This is a genomic window from Chromatiaceae bacterium, assembly GCA_016714645.1.
Classification (GTDB): Bacteria; Pseudomonadota; Gammaproteobacteria; order Chromatiales; family Chromatiaceae; genus M0108.
In genome coordinates this window covers 1,224,351-1,243,005 of the sequence record JADKCI010000001.1, presented here as the reverse complement: position 1 = coordinate 1,243,005, position 18,655 = coordinate 1,224,351, and the positions used below count along the sequence as shown (strand labels likewise).

Here is an 18,655-nt window from a genome sequence, read left to right as displayed (position 1 = left end):
TGCCTTCTTCCCGAGCCAGGGGCATCGGCGTTTGCGGCTCTATGACCTGGAGAAAGATTTCCCCCTCCTTGATCATCCCCAATTCACTGCGGGCGCGCTCCTCCAGGGCATCCTGGCCCTGGCGTAGATCTTCCACCTCGGCCTGCAGGCGGCGGTTACGGGTGCGCAGCTTTTCCAATTCCTCGCCCTGGGCCAGGATCTCGTGGCGCAGGGCGGCTACCTCCGCCAGGCTGCCCTCGCCCACCCAGAGGCGGTACTGGAGCCAGCCAAGCAACAGCAGCAGGACAAAAATCAGGATGCGCATGGGCGACCGGAATCAGGTTTCGCCGGCGCCGGTCAGGCGCCGGCAGGTCGGGTTCAAAGCCAGCGGAAGGCCGACCGGCCAGCAAAATCGGCCTCGGCGCCCAACTGATCCTCGATACGCATCAACTGGTTGTATTTGGCGACGCGATCCGAGCGGGACAGGGAGCCGGTCTTGATCTGGCCGGTGGCGGTAGCCACCACCAGGTCGGCGATGGTGGTGTCCTCGGTCTCGCCCGAGCGATGAGAGACGACGGCCGTGTAGCCCGCGGCATGGGCCATGGCGATAGCCTCCAGGGTCTCGGTCAGGGTGCCGATCTGGTTGACCTTGATGAGGATGGAGTTGGCGATGCCCCGGTCGATACCCTGCTTGAGGATCTGGGTGTTGGTGACGAAGAGGTCGTCGCCGACGATCTGGACCCGGTTGCCCAGGCGCTCGGTCAGGCGCTTCCAGCCGTCCCAGTCGCCTTCCGCCAGGCCATCCTCGATGGTCAGAATGGGGTACTGCTTGACCCAGCCCTCCAGCAGGTCGATCACGCCGTCGGCGTCGAGTTTGCGGCCCTCACCGGCCAGATCATAGATGCCGTCCTGGTAGAACTCGGAGGCGGCCACATCCAGGCCGATCCAGATATCCTTGCCCGCCGTGAAACCAGCCTTGCCGATGGCCTCCAGGATCGCCTCCACCGCGGCAATGTTGGAGGGCAGGTCCGGGGCGAAGCCCCCCTCGTCGCCCACGGAGGTGGCGAGCCCCCGGCCCTTCAGCACGGCCTTGAGGGCATGGAAGACCTCGGCACCATAGCGCACCGCCTCGCGGATGCTGGGGGCGCCCACGGGCAGGATCATGAACTCCTGAAAGTCCACGCTGTTGTCCGCGTGCTGGCCGCCATTGATGATGTTCATCATGGGCACCGGCAGCCGGTAGTGGCCCTGGCCGAGATAACGGTAGAGGGGCAGGGTCTCTTCCTGGGCGGCGGCATGGGCCACGGCCATGGAGACGCCCAGCAGGGCATTGGCGCCGAGCCGGCCCTTGTTCTCGGTGCCGTCGAGTTCGATCATGCGCCGGTCGATACCCCCCTGGTCGGTGACCTCCATGCCGACCACCGCCTGTTTCAGCTCGCCCTCGATATGGGCCACGGCCTTGCGCACCCCCTTGCCCAGGTAGCGGCTCTTGTCCCCATCGCGCAGCTCCAGGGCCTCGCGGGAGCCGGTGGAGGCGCCAGAGGGAACGGCGGCGCGGCCAACGGCGCCATCGGCGGTGATGACATCGGCCTCGACGGTGGGATTGCCGCGCGAATCCAGAATTTCCCGGGCACGGACGTCGATGATCTCGGACATGATGCAACTCCCCAGGGGGATCACCCCCAAAATTTGAAAAAAAGCGGTCTCGCGGCGGTGGCTTAAAGATCCGCCTCGGCAAATCTCCGCCCCTTGACCACCCGATCGATCTCGACCAGGGTTTCCAGCAGCTCCCGCATCCGCCCCAGGGGCCAGGAATTGGGTCCGTCGCTCAGGGCCTGGGTGGGGTCGGGGTGGGTCTCCACGAAGAGACCCGAGATACCCGCGGCCACCGCGGCCCGCGCCAGTACGGGGACGAATTCCCGCTGCCCGCCGGAGCTGTCCCCCTGCCCTCCCGGCAACTGGACCGAGTGAGTCGCGTCGAAGACCACGGGGCAGCCGGTCTCGCGCATCACCGCCAGGGCGCGCATATCGGAGACGAGATTGTTGTAGCCGAAGCTCACGCCCCGCTCGCAGACCATGATCTGGTCGTTGCCCGTGGAGCGGGCCTTCTCCACCACCCGCTTCATATCCCAGGGCGCCAGAAACTGGCCCTTCTTGATATTGACGGGCAGGCCCATCTCGGCGACGGCCAGGATGAAATTGGTCTGGCGGCAGAGGAAGGCCGGCGTCTGCAGGACATCCACCACCTCCGCCACCTCCCACAGAGGCGTGTCCTCGTGGACATCGGTGAGGACTGGCACCCCCAACCCGGCGCGCACCCCTTCGAGGATACGCAGGCCCGCCTCCAGGCCGGGGCCGCGAAAGCCGCCGATGGAGGAACGATTGGCCTTGTCAAAGGAGGATTTGAAGATGAAGGGGATGCCCAGTTCCGCCGTCAGTTCCTGGAGATACCCCGCCACTTCCTGGGCCAGGCCCGGGCTCTCGATGACGCAGGGGCCGGCGATCAGAAAGATGGGGCGATCCAGTCCGACCTCGAAGTTCAGGAGCCGCATCAGGCGTCCTTCCCGGCCGCCGCACCCTGGTATTCGAGGGCGGCGCGGATAAAGCCCGTGAAGAGCGCATGGCCATCGCGCGGGGTCGAGGTGAACTCGGGATGGAACTGGCAGGCGATGAACCAGGGGTGATCGGGGATCTCCACCATCTCCACCAGGCGACCGTCCAGGGACCAGCCGGAGAAGCGCAGGCCCGCGTCCTTCAAGGGGTCCAGATAGCGATTGTTGAACTCGTAACGATGGCGGTGGCGCTCGCGGACCTGGGGCTGGCCATAGACAGCCCGCGCCAGGCTGCCCGGCTCCAGACGACAGGTCTGGCCACCCAGGCGCATGGTGCCGCCCAGGTCGGTGTCCTGGCCGCGCCGCTCGATCTGGCCCTCCTCCGTCTGCCACTCGGTGATGAGGGCTATGACCGGGTGGGGGGTCGCGGCGTTGAATTCGGTGCTATGGGCGCCGGCCAGTCCCGCCACGTCGCGGGCGTATTCGATCACCGCCACCTGCATGCCCAGGCAGATGCCCAGATAGGGAATGCGGCGCTCCCGGGCGTAACGTACCGCCTGGATCTTGCCCTCGATGCCTCGTTCGCCAAAGCCGCCGGGGACCAGGATGGCGTCCAGGCCCTGAAGACAGGCGGTGCCCTCGGTCTCGACCCGCTCGGAATCGACGTAGCGGACCTTGACCCGGGTATGGGTCTGGACCCCGGCATGCGCCAGGGCCTCGGACAGGGACTTGTAGGCCTCGGTGAGGTCCATGTATTTGCCGACCATACCCACCGTCACGGTGGCGACGGGCTGGTCGAAGCCATCCAGGACCCTCAGCCATTCGCTTAGATCCGCAGCGGGCACCCCCAGACCAAATTGGCTGACCACCAAATCATCCAGACCCTGGGCGTGCAGCAGAAGGGGAATACGGTAAATGTTGTCCGCGTCCACGGCGGAGATCACCGCCGCCTCCGGGACATTGGTGAAGAGGGCGATCTTGCGCCGCTCGGGCTTGGGGATGTCCTGCTCGGCGCGACACAGCAGGATGTCGGGCTGGATACCGATGGACCTCAGTTCCTTGACCGAGTGCTGGGTGGGCTTGGTCTTGATCTCCCCCGAGGTCTTGATGTAGGGCACCAGGGTCAGGTGCATGAAGAGGGCGTTCTCGCGCCCCTCCTCCACCCGCATCTGGCGGATGGCCTCCAGGAAGGGCAGGGATTCGATATCGCCCACGGTGCCGCCGATCTCGACCATGGCGATGTCGGCGGCGCCGGCACCCAGACGGATGCTGGCCTTGATCTCATCGGTGATGTGGGGGATCACCTGCACCGTGCCGCCGAGATAATCGCCCCGGCGCTCCTTGCGGATGACGCTCTCGTAAATCTGGCCGGTGGTGAAGTTGTTGTTGCTCCCCATGCGGGTGCGCAGGAAGCGCTCATAGTGGCCCAGGTCGAGGTCGGTCTCGGCCCCGTCGTCGGTCACAAAGACCTCGCCATGCTGGAAAGGGCTCATGGTCCCTGGGTCCACGTTGATGTAGGGATCCAGCTTGATCATGGTCACGCGCAGGCCGCGCGCTTCCAGCAGGGCCGCCAGGGAGGCGGCCGCGATACCCTTGCCAAGGGATGAAACCACGCCGCCCGTAATAAAGATGTATTTGGTCATGAGGAAGGAGCCGCAGAGCGCGCGGGACGGTCCCGCGTAACCGGCGCAGGCTAACAAAATAGCCGCCTGGTCTCAATGGTCTCCGCGCACGGATCGTGGCGGCTGGCGGCCAGGCATTTTTAACCTGCCGTTTACTTGATCCTAATCAATTTAGATAGCAAAATGGTGGGTATGAAATCCTCCAGCCTCCCAGCGATGCACGAAAACAAGGTGATATCCTTCGAGGCCATACGGATCGCCTGCAAGAATTGCAGCCTCTCCGCCCTCTGCCTGCCCCTGGGGTTAAACCCCGAGGACGTGGAGCGCCTGGACACCATCGTCCGCCGCAACCGCCCCCTGCACCGTGGGGACTACCTTTTTCAGCACGGAGACCGTTTCCGCTCCCTCTTCGTCGTCAAGACCGGCTCCGTCAAGACCTTTGCCCCCAGTTCGGAAGGTGGGGAACAGGTGCTGGGGTTCCATCTGCCGGGTGAAATCATCGGCCTGGACGCCATCGAGAATAATGCCCATAGCTGCTCCGCCAAGGTCCTGGAGACCACCGCCTTCTGCGAGGTGCCCTTTTCCCGCTTCGAGGAACTGAGCGTCAACATCCCATCCCTTCAGCACCAGATGTACCGTCTTCTCAGTAAGGAGATCGCCCAGGAGACCGAGATGCTGCTCCTGCTGGGCAAGAAGAGCGCCGAGGACCGCCTGGCCACCTTCCTGCTCAGCCTCTCCCAACGCCTGCAAAAGCGGGGTTTGAGCCCCACCGATTTCTATCTCAGTATGTCCCGCCACGAGATCGGCAACTACCTGGGTCTGGCCGTCGAAACCGTCAGCCGCCTCTTCACCCGCTTCCACGAGGAAAGACTGCTCGTGGTCGATCGCAAGCACGTCCGCCTCACCAACCTCCGGGCCCTGGAGGCCATGGTCCAATGTGCCCCCCTGGAGGATTATCGGCGGCGGCTACCCTGATGGCCAGGCCTTTCGGGAGATCCGTATAGGCGGAGGAAGCGGAGGTTGAAAGCATCAACCCCAGCGCCCGATTCTAGAAGCTACTGGCGTTGAGATAGAGGTGACAGAGGATGCTGGCGGCATAACCCAGGGCCACCGCCCAAGTCCATTTGAGGTGGCTGGCAAAGGTGTACATGCCCTTGGACTGGCCCATGAGGGCCACGCCCGCCGCGGAGCCGATGGATAGCAGGCTGCCGCCTACCCCCGCCGTCAGGGTCACCAGCAACCACTGACCCTGGGCCATTTCCGGCTGCATACTCAGAACCGCGAACATGACCGGGATGTTGTCCACGATGGCGGAGAGCAGGCCGATGAGGATATTGGCCGTGGTCGGCCCCAGGTCGATATAGATGAATTCGGATATCAGCGCCAGGTAGCCGATGAAGCCCAGGCCACCCACGCACAGCACCACGCCGTAGAAGAACATGAGGGTGTCCCACTCCGCCCGCGCCAGCTTGCGGTAGATGTCGAAGGGCATGGCATCCGCCAGGCTCTCGCCCGGCAGCAGGGTTTTTTCGCCGGTCTTTTTGAGGAAGTAACCAAATATCTTGAGATAGGCCAGCCCCGTCATCATCCCCAAGACCGGCGGCAGGTGCAGGAAGTTATGGAAGCTGACCGCCGTGACGATGGTCAGGAGGAACAGCAGGATGACGCGTTTGGCGCCACGGCGCATGGGCACCTTCTTCCCCCCGGCCGGAGGCACCACATCGGGCACCGCGAAGTGCATGATGGCCGCCGGCACCACGAAATTGACCACGGAGGGGATGAAGAGCAGGAAGAAGGTCCAGAAATCCAGGAGGCCCTTCTGCCACACCATCAGGGTAGTGATATCCCCAAAGGGACTGAAGGCGCCACCGGCATTGGCGGCGACCACGATGTTGATAAAGGACAGGGCCACGAACTTGGGGCTGTCGGATCCTACCGCCAGGACCACCGCGCCCATCAGCAGGGCCGTGGTCAGGTTGTCCGCCACCGGGGAGATAAAGAAGGCCAGGAGGCCTGTCATCCAGAAGAGTTTCCGGTAGCCAAAACCACGGCTGATGAGCCAGGAGCGCAGGGCTTCGAAGACATTCCGTTCGTCCATGACGTTGATGTAGGTCATGGCCGCCAGCAGGAAAAGGAAGAGTTCGGCGAACTCCAGGATGTTATGGCGCACGGCCTCCCCGGCCTGCGTCGGCAGATCATTTTGGGCATAGACGATCGCGATCAGCACCCAGATGATGCCGGCGGCCAGCATGACGGGCTTGGACTTCCGCAGATGGGTAAACTCCTCGACCATCACGAAGCCATAGGCGACAACGAAGATCAGGATGGACACGAATCCCACCCAGTGCCCCGTCAGATCGAGACGATTGGCTGACTCGGTGGCGGCCGCCAGTCCTGGCGCGAGCAGGGTGGCGACTAATAGGAAGAGGCGCATCGGCGCGAGACCCGTCATGTGATATCTCCAGAAGAAATCAGAGGTACAAGGGCGGTCGTTCGGCGGACAGGGGGTGGGCGGCCAGGGGAACCGCTCGCCAATCCTCGGGAAACCGGGTATTCAGACCAGCCGGATTCTACAGGCGGCGATGGCGCGAACAATTGCGGTGGCGCAATTAAAGCCACGAAATCCGGTAAAGAATCCCGCTAGTATCGGAGGACAATTCGGATAAACTAGCGGCCTCGAATCGTCCGAGGCCGCGTGGAGTCCCCCACCACCCTTCCCCGATGCAAGAACTATTGATTCTCGCCATCCTGCTTGTCCTGTCAGGCATTTTCTCCGGATCGGAGACCGCCCTCACCTCTCTCTCCCTGGCCCGCGCCCAAGCCCTCCACCGGGAAGGTCGCCGGGGAGCCACCGCCGTCTATCGACTCAAGAAAGAACCGGCCCCCATGCTGATTGCCATCCTGATCGGCAACAACCTGGTCAATGTCGGCGCCTCCGCCCTCGCCACCGTGGTCGCCACCGACTGGTTCGGTCACCTTGGCCCCGGCATCGCCGTGGGCGTCATCACCCTGCTCCTCCTCGTCTTCGGCGAGATCACCCCCAAAAGCCTGGCTACCCACTATGCCGAGCGCATCTCCCTGGTGGCGGGGCCAATGCTCTACGCCTTCATGCGCGCCATTTACCCCCTGGTCTGGCTCTTCCTCAGCCTCACCAACCTGGCTCATCGTCTCGCCGGCAAGCAGGCCGACCCCCTGGTCACCGAGGCGGAACTCATCAGCATGGTGGAACATGGCGAAGAGGAAGGGACCATCGAGGCCGACGAGCGCGAGATGATCGAACGCGTCTTTAGCCTCAACGACCTGCGCGCCGAGGACGTCATGACCCCCCGGCGCCGGGTCTTCAGCCTCGACGGCCGCCGCACCCTGCAAGACCTGACAACGGAGATCATCAAGGAGGCCTATTCCCGCGTTCCTCTTCATGGCGACAACCCCAACGTCATTCTCAAGGTGCTGTTTGCCCGAGACCTGCTGGAGGCCATGGTCACGGGCCGCATGGACCTCAGTGCCCTGGAGATAGGCCGCGAACCGCTCTTCATCCCCGCCAATCAGATGATCGACAAGCTACTGCCCTTGCTACGTAAACATAAGCAGCACATGGCGTTAGTGGTGGACGACAGCGGCTATCTGGAGGGCGTTCTCACCCTGGAGGACATCCTCGAGGAGGTGGTGGGCGAGATCTACGACGAGAGCGACGAGGCCCCGGAACAGTTCGAGACCCTCACGGATGGCGGCATTCTGGTCAGCGGACATGTCGAGCTGCGCGTGATCGAGGACTTTTTCGACATTGAAATCCCGGGTAAACCCACGGACCGGGTCAGCCACTGGATTTTGAACCACACGGCACGCATCCCCGCCAAGGACGAAAGCTTCCTTTTCGATGGCATGAGGGTGCAGATCCGCGACGCCTCCCAGCGTCACATTCGTAAAGTGGTGATTAGCCGGGTCGATGACCAGCTACCCCAACCGAATGACATTCCACAACATCCCGCTTAAACGAGGCAAAGCCCCCCTTGGACATCGCATTAATCATCGAACTGGTCATCTTCATTATCCTGCTTGGCTTTTCGGGCTTTTTTTCCAGCACCGAAACCTCCCTCTTTTCCCTCAATAAGACGCAGGTGGAAAAGATGCGCGTGGATGGCAATCGCCGCGTGGATCTCATCGAGCGCCTCTTGAGCGAACCGCGCCGCCTCATCGTCACCATCCTCATCGGTAACGAGTTCGTCAACGTCGCCGCCTCGGTCATTTCGGCGGCCATGGTGATCCAGCTTTTCGGGGCGGATAACAAATTCGTCAACCTCTTCGTCATGGTCCCCCTCCTGCTGGTGTTTGGCGAGATCACGCCCAAGGTGCTGGCCATCCGCAATAATGTCGCCTTCGCGACCTTCGAGAGCGGGCCCATCGACCAGTTTGCCCGCCTGATCACCCCCCTCCGCTGGGTGGTGCGCGCGGCATCCGAGTTTTTCACCACCCTCATCGTCGGCAAGGAGCGCTCCAAGGGCAATATTGTCACCGAGGACATGGTCCGCACCCTGGCCCATGTGGCGGTCGGCGAGGGCACCCTGGACCACGCCGAGGCCCAGTACATCGACCAGATCTTCGATTTCGGCAGTCAGCGCGTGAACGACCTCATGACGGCCCGGGCCGACGTCACCTTTGTCCCCGTCGAGGCCACGGGCGGCGAGATCCTGGCGACCTTCCGCGACAGCCGCCAGTCGCGCATGCCCGTCTATGACGATAACCGCGACAACATCATTGGCATCCTCCACGCCCGGGACCTGCTGGCGGTGGACATCAACAATCTGGGCCAGGGCTGGCATACCCGCGAGGGTCTGCTACGCCCCCCCTACTTCGTCCCCGAATCCAAGTCCGCCTCCGACCTCTTCGCCACCTTCCGCCAACGCAAGAAGTCCTTCGCCCTCGTCGTGGACGAATACGGCGGTGTCACCGGCGTCATCACCATGGCCGACCTGCTGGAGTCCATTTTCGGCGATATCCCGACGCCCTCGGACGAGGCGGACGATGACTGGTGCCACGAACTCGCGGACAACCGCTTCGCCCTGCCCGGCGCGACCCCCCTCGAGGACTTCAACGCCCGTTTCCACGCCAATTTCGAGGTCGAGGATATCCGCACCCTGGGTGGTCTGGTGCTGCATCACTTCGGTGAACTCCCCACGGAGGGCGCCAGCGTGGAGATCTGGCCCTTCCACTTCACCGCCCAGCGCATCGAGGCCAACCGCATCCTGGAGATTCTGGTGGAGCTGCTCCCCGGGGCTACACCCAATGCCCTGGAGACCGGGGTTGAGCCTGGCCCATCGCCCGAGGCGGGCGGTGCGGCCCTCCCCCCGGACGAAGCCGCGCGCCCCTGACGCCAACTCCCGCCGCTCCCCGATCCCCACCGCGAGAACTCCCGATACATGGACATCGTCACTACCCTGCTCGTCATCCTTCTCTGCCTCCTGCTGGAAGGCTTCTTCTCGGGTTCCGAGATCGGCGTGGTCAGCGCCGATCAGATCAAGCTGCGCCACGATGCCGCCAAGGGCTCCAAGGGCGCCAAGCTGGCGATCGCCATGCTGAAGAAACCGGAATGGTTGCTCTCCACCACCCTGGTGGGCACCAATATTGCCGTCGTCACCAACACCACCATGGTCACCGCCCTCATGATCCACCTCTTCGGGGATCAAGGGAGCTGGATGGCCGTGGTATTGGCGGCGCCCCTCATCTGGGTCTTCGGCGAGATCGTCCCCAAGAGCGTCTTCCAGCAGCGCGCCGACACCCTCACCCCCATTGTCATCTTTGCCCTGCGCTTCTTCTCCCTCCTCTTCTGGCCCATCCTGATTTTCTTCAGCGCCGTGACCAAGCTCCTGGCCAAGCTGGTGGGCGGCACGGATCGCAACCCCTTCACCCTACGTGAGGAGATGATCACCATGTTGAAGATGCCCGCCTCCACCGACGGCGACATCCAGCCCGTCGAGAAGCAGATGATCCAGCGCCTCTTCAACTTTACCGAGACACGGGTCGAGGACAGCATGCGCCCCCTGATCGCCGTCACCGCCATCGACAGGGAAGCGACCTGTGGCGAGGCCCGGCGCCTGGCCATCGAGACCTCCCACGCCCGCCTGCCCGTCTTCGAGGAACGCATCGACCAGATCGTCGGCATGCTGTATGTGCTGGACCTGCTCGGCGAGCCCGAGGACCGGCCCATCGCGGATTTCATCCGCGAGGCCCTCTATGTACCGGCCACCAAGAGCGTCCAGAACCTGCTGGTGCAGTTACGCCAGACGGGGGAGGTGGTCGCCGTGGTGGTGGATGAATTTGGCGCCGCCGAGGGCATCATCACGGTCGAGGACATTGTCGAGGAAGTGGTCGAGGACCTGAGCGACGAGTACGACGGCAAGGAGCCCTCGTCGAGCCTCTTCCAGAAGCTGGACGAGCACGACTACCTGACCAGCGGCCGCACCGAACTGAGCCAGATCGCCGAGACCCTGGGGATCACGCTGCCCTCCGAGGATTATTCCACCATCGCCGGCTACATCCTCAACCGCACGGGCAACATCCCCGCCCCGGGCACCCAGATCGAGGCTGACAAGATCACCCTCAATATCCACCGGGCCTCGGCTCGCGCCATCGAGGAGGTAAGAATTCGCTGGTCCTGAGCCAATGACGGGACGGGAAGCCTCGTCCAGAAGCGCAAAAAAAACTCCGATGCCGGAACCAGGCCGGCATCGGAGCAGTTACAACAGGAACCCGCTAATTTAGAAAGTATGTTTACCAATCCACCAGAAAATGGCGGCAATCGCGCCACTGGCGGGAATGGTCAGCACCCAAGCCATCATAATCTTACCCGCCATACCCCATTTAACGGCATATTTACCGCGCGTACTGCCCACACCGAAGATGGAGCCGGTGATGGTATGGGTGGTCGAGACGGGAATACCGGCCATGGTCGCCAGGCCCAGGGTAATACCACCACCCAGGGCAGCGTTGGAACCGCTGATCGGGGTCAACTTGGTGATCTTTGACCCCATGGTCTTGACGATACGCCAGCCGCCCAGGTAGGTACCCCAGGCGATGGAGAAATAACAGGCATACACCACCCACATGGGCAGGGTGGACACATCCTTGGTGACGACATGCCCTATCAGGGGTACGCCACCGGCGCCGGCCGTGATCAGCAAGAGCCAGATGATACCGATGGTCTTTTGGGCATCATTACCGCCATGGGCGAGGGAGTAGAGGCCCGCCGACACCAACTGAGCGCGCATAAACCATCGCCCGACCTGATGGGGCGTTCGATTGCGAAACACCCAGGCGGTAATGAGCTGCAAGGTACCGCCAATCAGGAAGCCGATCAGGGGGGAGAGGATGATGAAGGCCAGAACGGTAATAAAGCCCTTCAGTTGCCAGAGGCTACCCCAAACGATGGCATCCCCACCGCCAACCTTGGCCAGGGTGGCACCCACCAGACCGCCGATAAGGGCATGAGACGAGGAGGAGGGGATGCCGTAATACCAGGTAATGATATTCCAGGACAGGGCACCCACCAGACAGCCGAAGATGACGTAATGATCCACGAAGGAAGGATCGATGACGCCCTTGCCAACGGTGGCCGCCACCTTGAGCTGGAAGACCCAGAGGGCAACAAAGTTGAGGGTCGCGGCAAACAACACCGCCTGTTTGGGGGTGAGGGCCCCGGTGGCCACGATGGTGGCAATGGAGTTTGCCCCGTCGTGAAATCCGTTCATGAAGTCGAAGGCCAGGGCGACCGCAATGAGGAGGACCAGGGTCCAGGTACCAATAAGTATTGCTGCTTGAGCTTCCATTATGGGTTCCTCAAGCGTTGGCGAGGATAACTTCTTCGAGGGTTTGACCCATATTCTCGGCCGCCTCTAGAACAGCCTCCAGAATTTGGTACATGCCCTTCACCTTGATGACTTGGATGGCATCGGTTTCCTCGCGGAACAACCGCGACATCCCGGCGCGCCAGAGCTTATCGGCCTTCGATTCGAGCGCATCAATTTCCTTGCAGTACTCCAGTGCCGTGGTGGCCTCACCCATCTTGTCAAGCAGGGTCACGGCCTTGCGCACCCGCTCCACCGCATCGGCCGCCAGTTCCGCTATCTCGCGCGCCTCTGGCGTAGCCTCCTTGAGATCGTAAAGTATGACCGACTCCCCTACGTCCTGCAGGCGATTGAGGATGCAGTCGAGACCACTGGCGATCATGTGGATTTGGTCGCGGTCAATCGGGGTGATGAAGGACTTGTGGAGCATGACGATGGTTTCGTGCTCGATGCGGTCGCCGCTGGCCTCCGCCATGTCTATCTCTTGGATCAGACGGGTGACCTCGGCGGGGTCCTTACCCAACTGAGTCATCATGCGCATCATGGCGTTGGCCGCCGCCGCGCAGCGATCGGCATGTGTATTGAATTGGATGAAGAATTCGTTTTTTTTCGGCATCAGGGCACTAAACACAGACTTCCCCTCTCAGGTGGATGGTTAAAGGCAGAACACGACAGTCATCAAAAAACCCTCAAGCCAGGGTGGCCAAGGGCATCTTCATTCCATGCTGGGTTTTTAGAGCAGGCCTTCGGAGGCCGAACGGCGGGAGCAAGGATAAGATTGCAGAATTGTTACAGAGATTTATTACGGTTTTGTTAATATTGTGTTACCAAGGCGGTTTTCCGCAAACCAAGGTTCATCCACGACTATATCGAAATAGTAAAATAACCCAAGAGTTGCGCCAGGCCGACCTTGTTCATAAGCCGGGCCACGGCCAAGTATTCCTTGGGAAATTGGACCAGAGGCGGAATATCCCACGGGAGATCAGTACAAATTAACCGCCTCGTATATCCGTCATTCCAACGCCGCGGGATTAGATTGATTCTTCATGGCCTTCATATCACATGCCAAGGCCCGATCGTTCTTAGCCACTATTGATTTTCTAAGCTTCAAATTTCTGTTTTTTATCTCTTTATTAATCCTGTATTTCTCATTTTCACTCACGTTTTCCATGTCCCAGCATGGCTCCACGGCGGCTTCCCAATATTCATAATCAGTTTTTTCCTTGTAATACTTCCTACCCAGGTCTCGCGCTCTATCCTTATCGGAATTTCTCAATGCGTTTTTATATTCCTCCTCCGATTTCATCAGTTTCTCCAATCGTTCCTTCACGCCTCCCTCGAGAACAAAAGCCTCGATATCTTTTCGATCCTTGCGGTTGATAAAAACAATAACCACCAATAACGCAATCACCAGAAGAATTATTAATTCCGGCATTTCTGATTACCCCCACTCAATATTTGATAATTAAGAGCATCGGTTCAAGAGGCGGATTGGCTCGCATACCCATGCGATCAGCCTCGGAGCGGTGAAGGCGCTATCAAGCTCCGCGATCGGTCACATGAGCGGCGGGTATGCGCGCCTTAAGGGCCTGGATCAGGCCCTCCATGTCGCCATAGCCCTCCAGGCGGATACCGCGATTATCCTTGCGCTTGATCTGAACGTGGCGCGGCGCCCCGCGCCGGCGGTAAACATTGACGGCGGCGACCTCCTCCAGGTCCAGTTCGGTGATGGCGCCGGCGGCATGAAAACGCACGCGGTCGGGCTGGATCTGGATCCAGTGATCCTTGACCAACCGCAGATAGCGGCGATGACGAACATAGTTGATCAAGTTGGCCGCGACCAAAAAGAGGTAGACGGAGACGAGGAGGGTATTGTTGAAGCTCTGGGGGAACTGTATATGGCCCCAGTATATTAACGAGGCCAGGCCAATACTGAGAACCAGGCCATATACGATGTTGCGGCTACGCTCGCGCAGGCTCTCCGGGCTGATGGTGAAGCGGGGATGTTTGAGGGTCATGATTGTATTTTCAGTTATTTGATAGAATGATATTATCGCATTGGCCTAACACTTTTGTTAACCGCTGATATTGGAAGACATCGGCTCGATTTTTCCGCCTCCCACCTGGCGGACTAGCTAGCAACTGGCGACCTCACCCCATCTCCCTGGAACGAAAGCGGTATCGCCCGGTTTCCAGCGACCGGGGAGAGGGAGCTCCCTGAATTCCCTCTGGACCCGGAGCATCGGCGATGCTGAAAAAAAGCCTCCTTCCCGTCATTTTCGCCATTCTCGCCTATGGTTTCTGGATCAGTCCGAACTTCAAGGAGATCGCGGCCGGTGTCGCCATCTTCCTGTTCGGCATGCTGTTTATGGAAGACGGCTTCAAGGCCTATACCGGTGGCATACTCGAGAAAATCCTCAAGCGCACCACCGACAAGCTGTGGAAAAGCATGTCCTTTGGCGTCGTTTCCACCAGCATCATGCAGTCCAGCTCCCTGGTGTCGGTCATTGCCATCTCCTTCCTCAGCGCCGGCCTGCTGGGTTTGACCGCCGGTATCGGCATCATCTTCGGCGCCAATCTGGGCACCACCACTGGGGCCTGGCTCATCGCCGGCTTCGGCCTCAAGATCGACATCGCCGCCTACGCCATGCCCATGCTGGTCTTCGGCATCATCCTCGCCTTCCAGAGCTCCAAGGCCGCCAAGGGGCTCGGCTACATCCTCGCCGGTCTCGGCTTCCTCTTTCTCGGCATCCACTACATGAAGGAGGGCTTCGAGACCTTTAAGGAGACCATCGACCTGTCCCAGTTCGCGGTCGGCGGCCTGGCGGGTCTGCTCATCTATACCGCCATCGGCATCTTCGCCACTGTGGTCATGCAGTCCAGCCACGCCACCCTGGTCATCACCATCACCGCCCTGGCCGCCGGCCAGATCACCTATGAGAACGCCCTGGCCCTGGCCATCGGCGCCAATGTCGGCACCTGCATCACCGCCATCCTGGGGGCCATCAGCGCCAACGTGGATGGCAAGCGCCTCGCCGCCGCCCATCTCATCTTCAATGTGACGACAGGCGTGGTGGCCATTATCTTCATGAACTACATCCTGGTGGCGGTGGACTCGCTCAGCACCCTGGTGGGGATCGCCCAGGACAACTGGACCCTCAAGCTCGCCGTCTTTCATACCCTCTTCAATACCCTGGGCATCGCCCTCATGGTCCCCCTCATCAACCAGTTGGTTAAGGTCCTATACAAGATCTTCCCGCAGCCCAAGGCGGACCTGGTGGCCCCCCTCTACCTCAACGAGGCCGTTGCCGATTTCCCCGATACCCTGGTGGAGACGGTGCGCAAGGAGGTGTTGCACCTCTACGACAATGCCTTCGAGGTCCTGGCCCATGGCCTCAGCCTGCACCGGCACGACATCCGTTCGGACGCCGACCTGGCCGAACTGACCCAGCGCCCGGACAAGCCGATGACTATCGACCTCGACGACATCTATGGCCGCAAGGTCAAGGTGCTCTACAATGCCATCATCGAATTCACCAGCCGCAAACAGGGCCAGTTGCCCCAGGAGCAGATGGAAGAGGTCATGATGCTGCGCGACGCCGCCCGCGACATCGTGGAGGCTATCAAGGATGTCAAGCACATGCGTAAGAACCTCATGACCTACATCGTCTCCGACAATGCCAGCATCCGGGCCGAGTACAACAAGATCCGCGCCCATTTAGGCGAGATTCTGCGCGAACTCGCGACCCTGCGGGATGCCGGGGAGGCGAGAGACCTGGTGGCCCTGGACGGTCTGCGGCTACAGATGGAAGAGAACGACATCACCCTGAATGGCGATCTGGACCACCTGATCCGCGAGGACAAAATCGCCCCCCCCATGGCCACCTCCCTGATGAACGACAGCAGCTACGCCTACGACGTGGCGCGCAATCTGATCGCCGCCGCCGGCGGCCTCTTCGCACCCCACGACAGCGGCATGCGCCAGGCTGCCCTTGAGGTGGAACTGGACGAGGAAGAAATGGACAAGCTGCTGCACGAACCGGAGCTAATCGGTATCCGGGCCGGGGAGACCCCTCGGCCCACCTCCACCTCAACTACCCTTCGGGAAAAACGCTAATGGCTGTCAAGAAATTCCTCAAACAAGTGGCGGACCTCTTCGACACCCGTCACCGCAAATGCAAGGATAAGAAGGTGTGCCTGGAGGAGGCCGTGGCTCGCCTCCAGGCGCGGCAGACGGAACTGGAGGCCAGTCTGACGGAGGATCAATCGGACAAGGGCCGCAACAAGCTGATTAAGCAGATAAGGGTCGTCACGGCCAAACGGCGGAAAGGCGAAAAGATCCTTCAAGAGCTGACGACCGAGGAATAGCTCCCTTTTCAACGACCTCGACCGCCCTGACGTGATGACCGCGCTCAGGTTGAGAAGGCGCGATTGTAAAGGGCCGTGAGGGGCTCGACGGGGTAGCGCAGAGGCAGGAAGCGCTCGCCGGCCAGGGCGACGATGCCGATCCATTCGGGATGGGCGCCAAAGACGACATGGTGGTTTTTTATGCCGCCGGCCTCCAGCCAGAGGGTGTCGTCGCAGGACAGAGGGGTGTGGCCGACCAGGACGGGTACCCGAGGGTCCAGGCCGAAGCAATTACGCAGGCGCTTGATGTCCCCTGGGCCATAACCGGCGGGGGAATTGGGTTTACGCAGCCGAACCCGGGTGACCTCGCGCTCCAGGCGCGGGTTATCCCGGATATTGATCAGCATGTCCCGGGTGACGGTGGAAGTCGGCGGGCCCGCATGACAGGCAACGAAGCGCGGCGAGGCGGCGACATAGGGCAGCCGCTGGTAGAGCTGGGTCATGGCCTCGAAATAGGCGGTGCCCCGCACGTCGCGCAGGGCGTGTTCCCAAAGGACGGCCTGGGGCACACCGTTCTTACTGATCTCCTCGGAGAAGCTGTCGTGGTTGCCGCGCAGGTAATAGACCTGGCCCGGGAAGGCGAGCTGGAGGCGAAAAATCAAGTCCATGAGGAGCATGGAAGTTCCCATGAAGTCCTCCAGACCCTCCTCGTCCGGGTGGGGCGCATCGCCAATGATGACGAGGGCCACCTTACCCGCCTCCAGCCCTTCCAGGATGGCGTTCTGGGTCAGCACCACCAGCAGGTTGTCGAGACGGGCGTGCAGATCACCCACGAAGACCGGGTCCAGTCCCGGTGGCAGCCTGACCACCCCACCGGGGCGGCCCTTGGCATCCTTGGGCTGGTTGGGATCGGACTCTATCCAGGCGATGACGGCTTCGATCAGGGTCAGAGCCTCCTCCCCGGAGGGCTCGGCGATCGGCCCGCCCAGGCGCTTGGCCAGGCGTTCAAGCTTGGCCAGGCGCAGGTTGGCGGCGGGTTTCCAACCCGCCTTGGGTGCCAGGGGCGAGAGGCAGCTCCCCTCGGTCGGCGCCAGATTCTTGAGGGTGAGACCCTCCGGGGTCAGCTTGATGCGCAGATGATGGGCCGCCACGGTCTCCGGATAGTCCAGCAAATCCTGCTGCTGATCCTCCTCCCGTCCCAACACCAGACTATCGCCGGGCACCAGGCGCAGAAAGCCATGGAGGGTATCGGTGGGATCTTCCGGGTCCTCGATCAGATAGGCCCCGCTGGGGACCGTTCCGCCCTCGGCGGTCAGCATGGGTTCGGGATAGAGTTGTAAACGTTTACCCTGCTCGCCCCCCAGTTGCATCAGGATCGGGGCCAGGGGGCAGATAAAGCGCACCTTGGCCTCGCCGAGACTAACGGCACCGGCGATTTCGATCTCCTCGCAGGCCCCAAACTCGTCCAGTAGATCGCTGAACCGGCGCAGAAAACCTCTCGAAGACTTCTTGGTGGGAAAATTCATCTCAACCTCCTGTCGCTTCCAGGGCAATCCGCCAGGGGGCGGCATCCAGGTCCTCGCGCACATAGACCCTCATGCCGGAACGTTGGAAATGCGCCGCAACCTCGCCAAAGATTTCCATCTGGCGGCGAATGTGCGCCAGGTCAAGAAACTGGTCCACCGGATGGGTGCCCTGACGGGCCCTGGCCAGGCGCCGTTCCAGGACCAGTTCCGGCGCGGGCAGGAGAAATTCGAAGACGAAGCGCTGGGCCCAATCCGGATCCCAAAAATGACGCTTGAGGGGCGGGCACCGGATACGCCCCCTCTCCAGGAGCAAGTCCTCGCAGCGCGCCAGCCATTGCGGCTCGAAGAGGGCCAGGCCCTCCTTCTCCCCCACGAAGGGTAGTCCTAGCTGAACCTCCCGAGGCCGCAGGGCCATGGCCTGGGACTTCCACCAACCAGCGACGCCGATATCGATATAGCCTTCCTCGGGCCAACCCTTGATCCGCTTGATCAGGGTGGTCTTACCGGAACCCGGTGGCCCGGTCACCACCAACTGCCGGAACTTGAGATCCGGCGGAAAAAGCATGCCCTTGATATCCTGACAGGGCTCGATAGGCGCCAACGTCAGGCCATTGATTATCCTCTTCATCTCACCCCACCCAACCCTAGGTGAATACCCAGTCCCGGTAAATCGAGATCTCCCATGGACCTAAGGCGGGTCCACTGCCGCTGAATCCGGTAGAAATTTGGTACAAAACAGAGGGCGCCAAAAGGCGCCCTCTGTTTTGTACCTCCTTGCCCAAGGGCAA

General features: G+C 61.4%; 16 protein-coding genes and 1 pseudogene. 6 read left to right on the top strand and 11 right to left on the bottom strand.

What is annotated here, in order from left to right; translation table 11 throughout:
* Positions 1–40: 40 nt before the first annotated feature.
* From ftsB to IPN92_05760, 4 genes and pseudogenes are all read right to left on the bottom strand, one after another.
* Positions 41–304: pseudogene (gene ftsB / locus IPN92_05775) on the bottom strand (cell division protein FtsB).
* A gap of 53 nt (positions 305–357) precedes the next feature.
* Positions 358–1,635 (bottom strand): phosphopyruvate hydratase, encoded by a 1,278-nt coding sequence (eno, locus tag IPN92_05770; protein ID MBK8637806.1) that lies wholly within the window; start codon positions 1,633–1,635, stop codon positions 358–360.
* Between the two features lie 62 nt (positions 1,636–1,697).
* Positions 1,698–2,531 carry a 3-deoxy-8-phosphooctulonate synthase gene (gene kdsA, locus IPN92_05765; GenBank protein MBK8637805.1) on the bottom strand — a complete coding sequence of 278 codons (834 nt, stop codon included), beginning with the start codon at positions 2,529–2,531 and terminating at the stop codon, positions 1,698–1,700.
* Complete coding sequence (locus IPN92_05760; GenBank protein ID MBK8637804.1) at positions 2,531–4,174, bottom strand: CTP synthase; 1,644 nt, start codon at positions 4,172–4,174, stop codon at positions 2,531–2,533. Before IPN92_05760 ends, kdsA begins: the two co-directional genes overlap by 1 nt.
* A gap of 195 nt (positions 4,175–4,369) precedes the next feature.
* On the opposite strand from IPN92_05760, the gene fnr reads away from it, so the two are divergent.
* Complete coding sequence (gene fnr, locus IPN92_05755) at positions 4,370–5,128, top strand: fumarate/nitrate reduction transcriptional regulator Fnr (protein MBK8637803.1); 759 nt, start codon at positions 4,370–4,372, stop codon at positions 5,126–5,128.
* Positions 5,129–5,201: 73 nt separating this feature from the next.
* On the opposite strand, the gene nhaD is transcribed toward fnr, so the two are convergent.
* Positions 5,202–6,587: a sodium:proton antiporter NhaD gene (gene nhaD, locus IPN92_05750; GenBank protein MBK8637802.1), complete on the bottom strand. Its 1,386-nt coding sequence runs from the start codon at positions 6,585–6,587 to the stop codon at positions 5,202–5,204.
* A gap of 287 nt (positions 6,588–6,874) precedes the next feature.
* Here nhaD and IPN92_05745 point away from each other — a divergent pair, with 287 nt between their 5' ends.
* The 3 genes from IPN92_05745 to IPN92_05735 are packed head-to-tail and all read left to right on the top strand — an operon-like array spanning position 6,875 to position 10,809.
* Positions 6,875–8,146: an HlyC/CorC family transporter gene (locus tag IPN92_05745; GenBank protein MBK8637801.1), complete on the top strand. Its 1,272-nt coding sequence runs from the start codon at positions 6,875–6,877 to the stop codon at positions 8,144–8,146.
* 17 nt (positions 8,147–8,163) lie between these two features.
* Positions 8,164–9,522 (top strand): HlyC/CorC family transporter, encoded by a 1,359-nt coding sequence (locus tag IPN92_05740; GenBank protein ID MBK8637800.1) that lies wholly within the window; start codon positions 8,164–8,166, stop codon positions 9,520–9,522.
* Positions 9,523–9,570: 48 nt separating this feature from the next.
* A complete protein-coding gene (locus tag IPN92_05735; GenBank protein ID MBK8637799.1) occupies positions 9,571–10,809 on the top strand; it encodes an HlyC/CorC family transporter in 1,239 nt (412 codons plus the stop codon).
* A gap of 99 nt (positions 10,810–10,908) precedes the next feature.
* Here the strand turns inward: IPN92_05735 and IPN92_05730 are convergent, their stop codons facing one another.
* From IPN92_05730 to IPN92_05715, 4 genes are all read right to left on the bottom strand, one after another.
* A complete protein-coding gene (locus tag IPN92_05730) occupies positions 10,909–11,976 on the bottom strand; it encodes an inorganic phosphate transporter (protein ID MBK8637798.1) in 1,068 nt (355 codons plus the stop codon).
* A 10-nt stretch (positions 11,977–11,986) separates the two neighbouring features.
* The gene (locus IPN92_05725) at positions 11,987–12,625 is read right to left on the bottom strand and encodes a DUF47 family protein (GenBank protein ID MBK8637797.1); all 639 of its coding nucleotides are present in this window, start codon (positions 12,623–12,625) and stop codon (positions 11,987–11,989) included.
* Between the two features lie 381 nt (positions 12,626–13,006).
* Positions 13,007–13,429, bottom strand: a complete 423-nt coding sequence (locus IPN92_05720) for a hypothetical protein (protein MBK8637796.1) — start codon at positions 13,427–13,429, stop codon at positions 13,007–13,009.
* Between the two features lie 103 nt (positions 13,430–13,532).
* Entirely contained in the window at positions 13,533–14,012 is a 480-nt protein-coding gene (locus IPN92_05715; GenBank protein MBK8637795.1) for a hypothetical protein, read from the bottom strand.
* A gap of 230 nt (positions 14,013–14,242) precedes the next feature.
* On the opposite strand from IPN92_05715, the gene IPN92_05710 reads away from it, so the two are divergent.
* Entirely contained in the window at positions 14,243–16,111 is a 1,869-nt protein-coding gene (locus IPN92_05710; protein ID MBK8637794.1) for a Na/Pi cotransporter family protein, read from the top strand.
* A complete protein-coding gene (locus tag IPN92_05705) occupies positions 16,111–16,362 on the top strand; it encodes a hypothetical protein (GenBank protein ID MBK8637793.1) in 252 nt (83 codons plus the stop codon). Before IPN92_05710 ends, IPN92_05705 begins: the two co-directional genes overlap by 1 nt.
* Before the next feature lie 44 nt (positions 16,363–16,406).
* Here IPN92_05705 and IPN92_05700 read toward each other — a convergent pair whose 3' ends face one another.
* Positions 16,407–17,867, bottom strand: a complete 1,461-nt coding sequence (locus IPN92_05700; protein MBK8637792.1) for a metallophosphoesterase — start codon at positions 17,865–17,867, stop codon at positions 16,407–16,409.
* A gap of 1 nt (position 17,868) precedes the next feature.
* Entirely contained in the window at positions 17,869–18,495 is a 627-nt protein-coding gene (locus IPN92_05695; protein ID MBK8637791.1) for a serine/threonine protein phosphatase, read from the bottom strand.
* Positions 18,496–18,655: the final 160 nt, after the last annotated feature.

Coding starts and splice junctions, on each gene's coding strand:
- IPN92_05700 (MBK8637792.1), bottom strand. CDS start 17,867: ATGAATTTTCCCACCAAGAAGTCTTCGAGAGGTTTTCTGCGCCGGTTC.
- IPN92_05730 (MBK8637798.1), bottom strand. CDS start 11,976: ATGGAAGCTCAAGCAGCAATACTTATTGGTACCTGGACCCTGGTCCTC.
- IPN92_05695 (MBK8637791.1), bottom strand. CDS start 18,495: ATGAAGAGGATAATCAATGGCCTGACGTTGGCGCCTATCGAGCCCTGT.
- IPN92_05745 (MBK8637801.1), top strand. CDS start 6,875: ATGCAAGAACTATTGATTCTCGCCATCCTGCTTGTCCTGTCAGGCATT.
- IPN92_05760 (MBK8637804.1), bottom strand. CDS start 4,174: ATGACCAAATACATCTTTATTACGGGCGGCGTGGTTTCATCCCTTGGC.
- eno (MBK8637806.1), bottom strand. CDS start 1,635: ATGTCCGAGATCATCGACGTCCGTGCCCGGGAAATTCTGGATTCGCGC.
- IPN92_05720 (MBK8637796.1), bottom strand. CDS start 13,429: ATGCCGGAATTAATAATTCTTCTGGTGATTGCGTTATTGGTGGTTATT.
- fnr (MBK8637803.1), top strand. CDS start 4,370: ATGCACGAAAACAAGGTGATATCCTTCGAGGCCATACGGATCGCCTGC.
- IPN92_05735 (MBK8637799.1), top strand. CDS start 9,571: ATGGACATCGTCACTACCCTGCTCGTCATCCTTCTCTGCCTCCTGCTG.
- nhaD (MBK8637802.1), bottom strand. CDS start 6,587: ATGCGCCTCTTCCTATTAGTCGCCACCCTGCTCGCGCCAGGACTGGCG.
- IPN92_05710 (MBK8637794.1), top strand. CDS start 14,243: ATGCTGAAAAAAAGCCTCCTTCCCGTCATTTTCGCCATTCTCGCCTAT.
- IPN92_05705 (MBK8637793.1), top strand. CDS start 16,111: ATGGCTGTCAAGAAATTCCTCAAACAAGTGGCGGACCTCTTCGACACC.
- kdsA (MBK8637805.1), bottom strand. CDS start 2,531: ATGCGGCTCCTGAACTTCGAGGTCGGACTGGATCGCCCCATCTTTCTG.
- IPN92_05715 (MBK8637795.1), bottom strand. CDS start 14,012: ATGACCCTCAAACATCCCCGCTTCACCATCAGCCCGGAGAGCCTGCGC.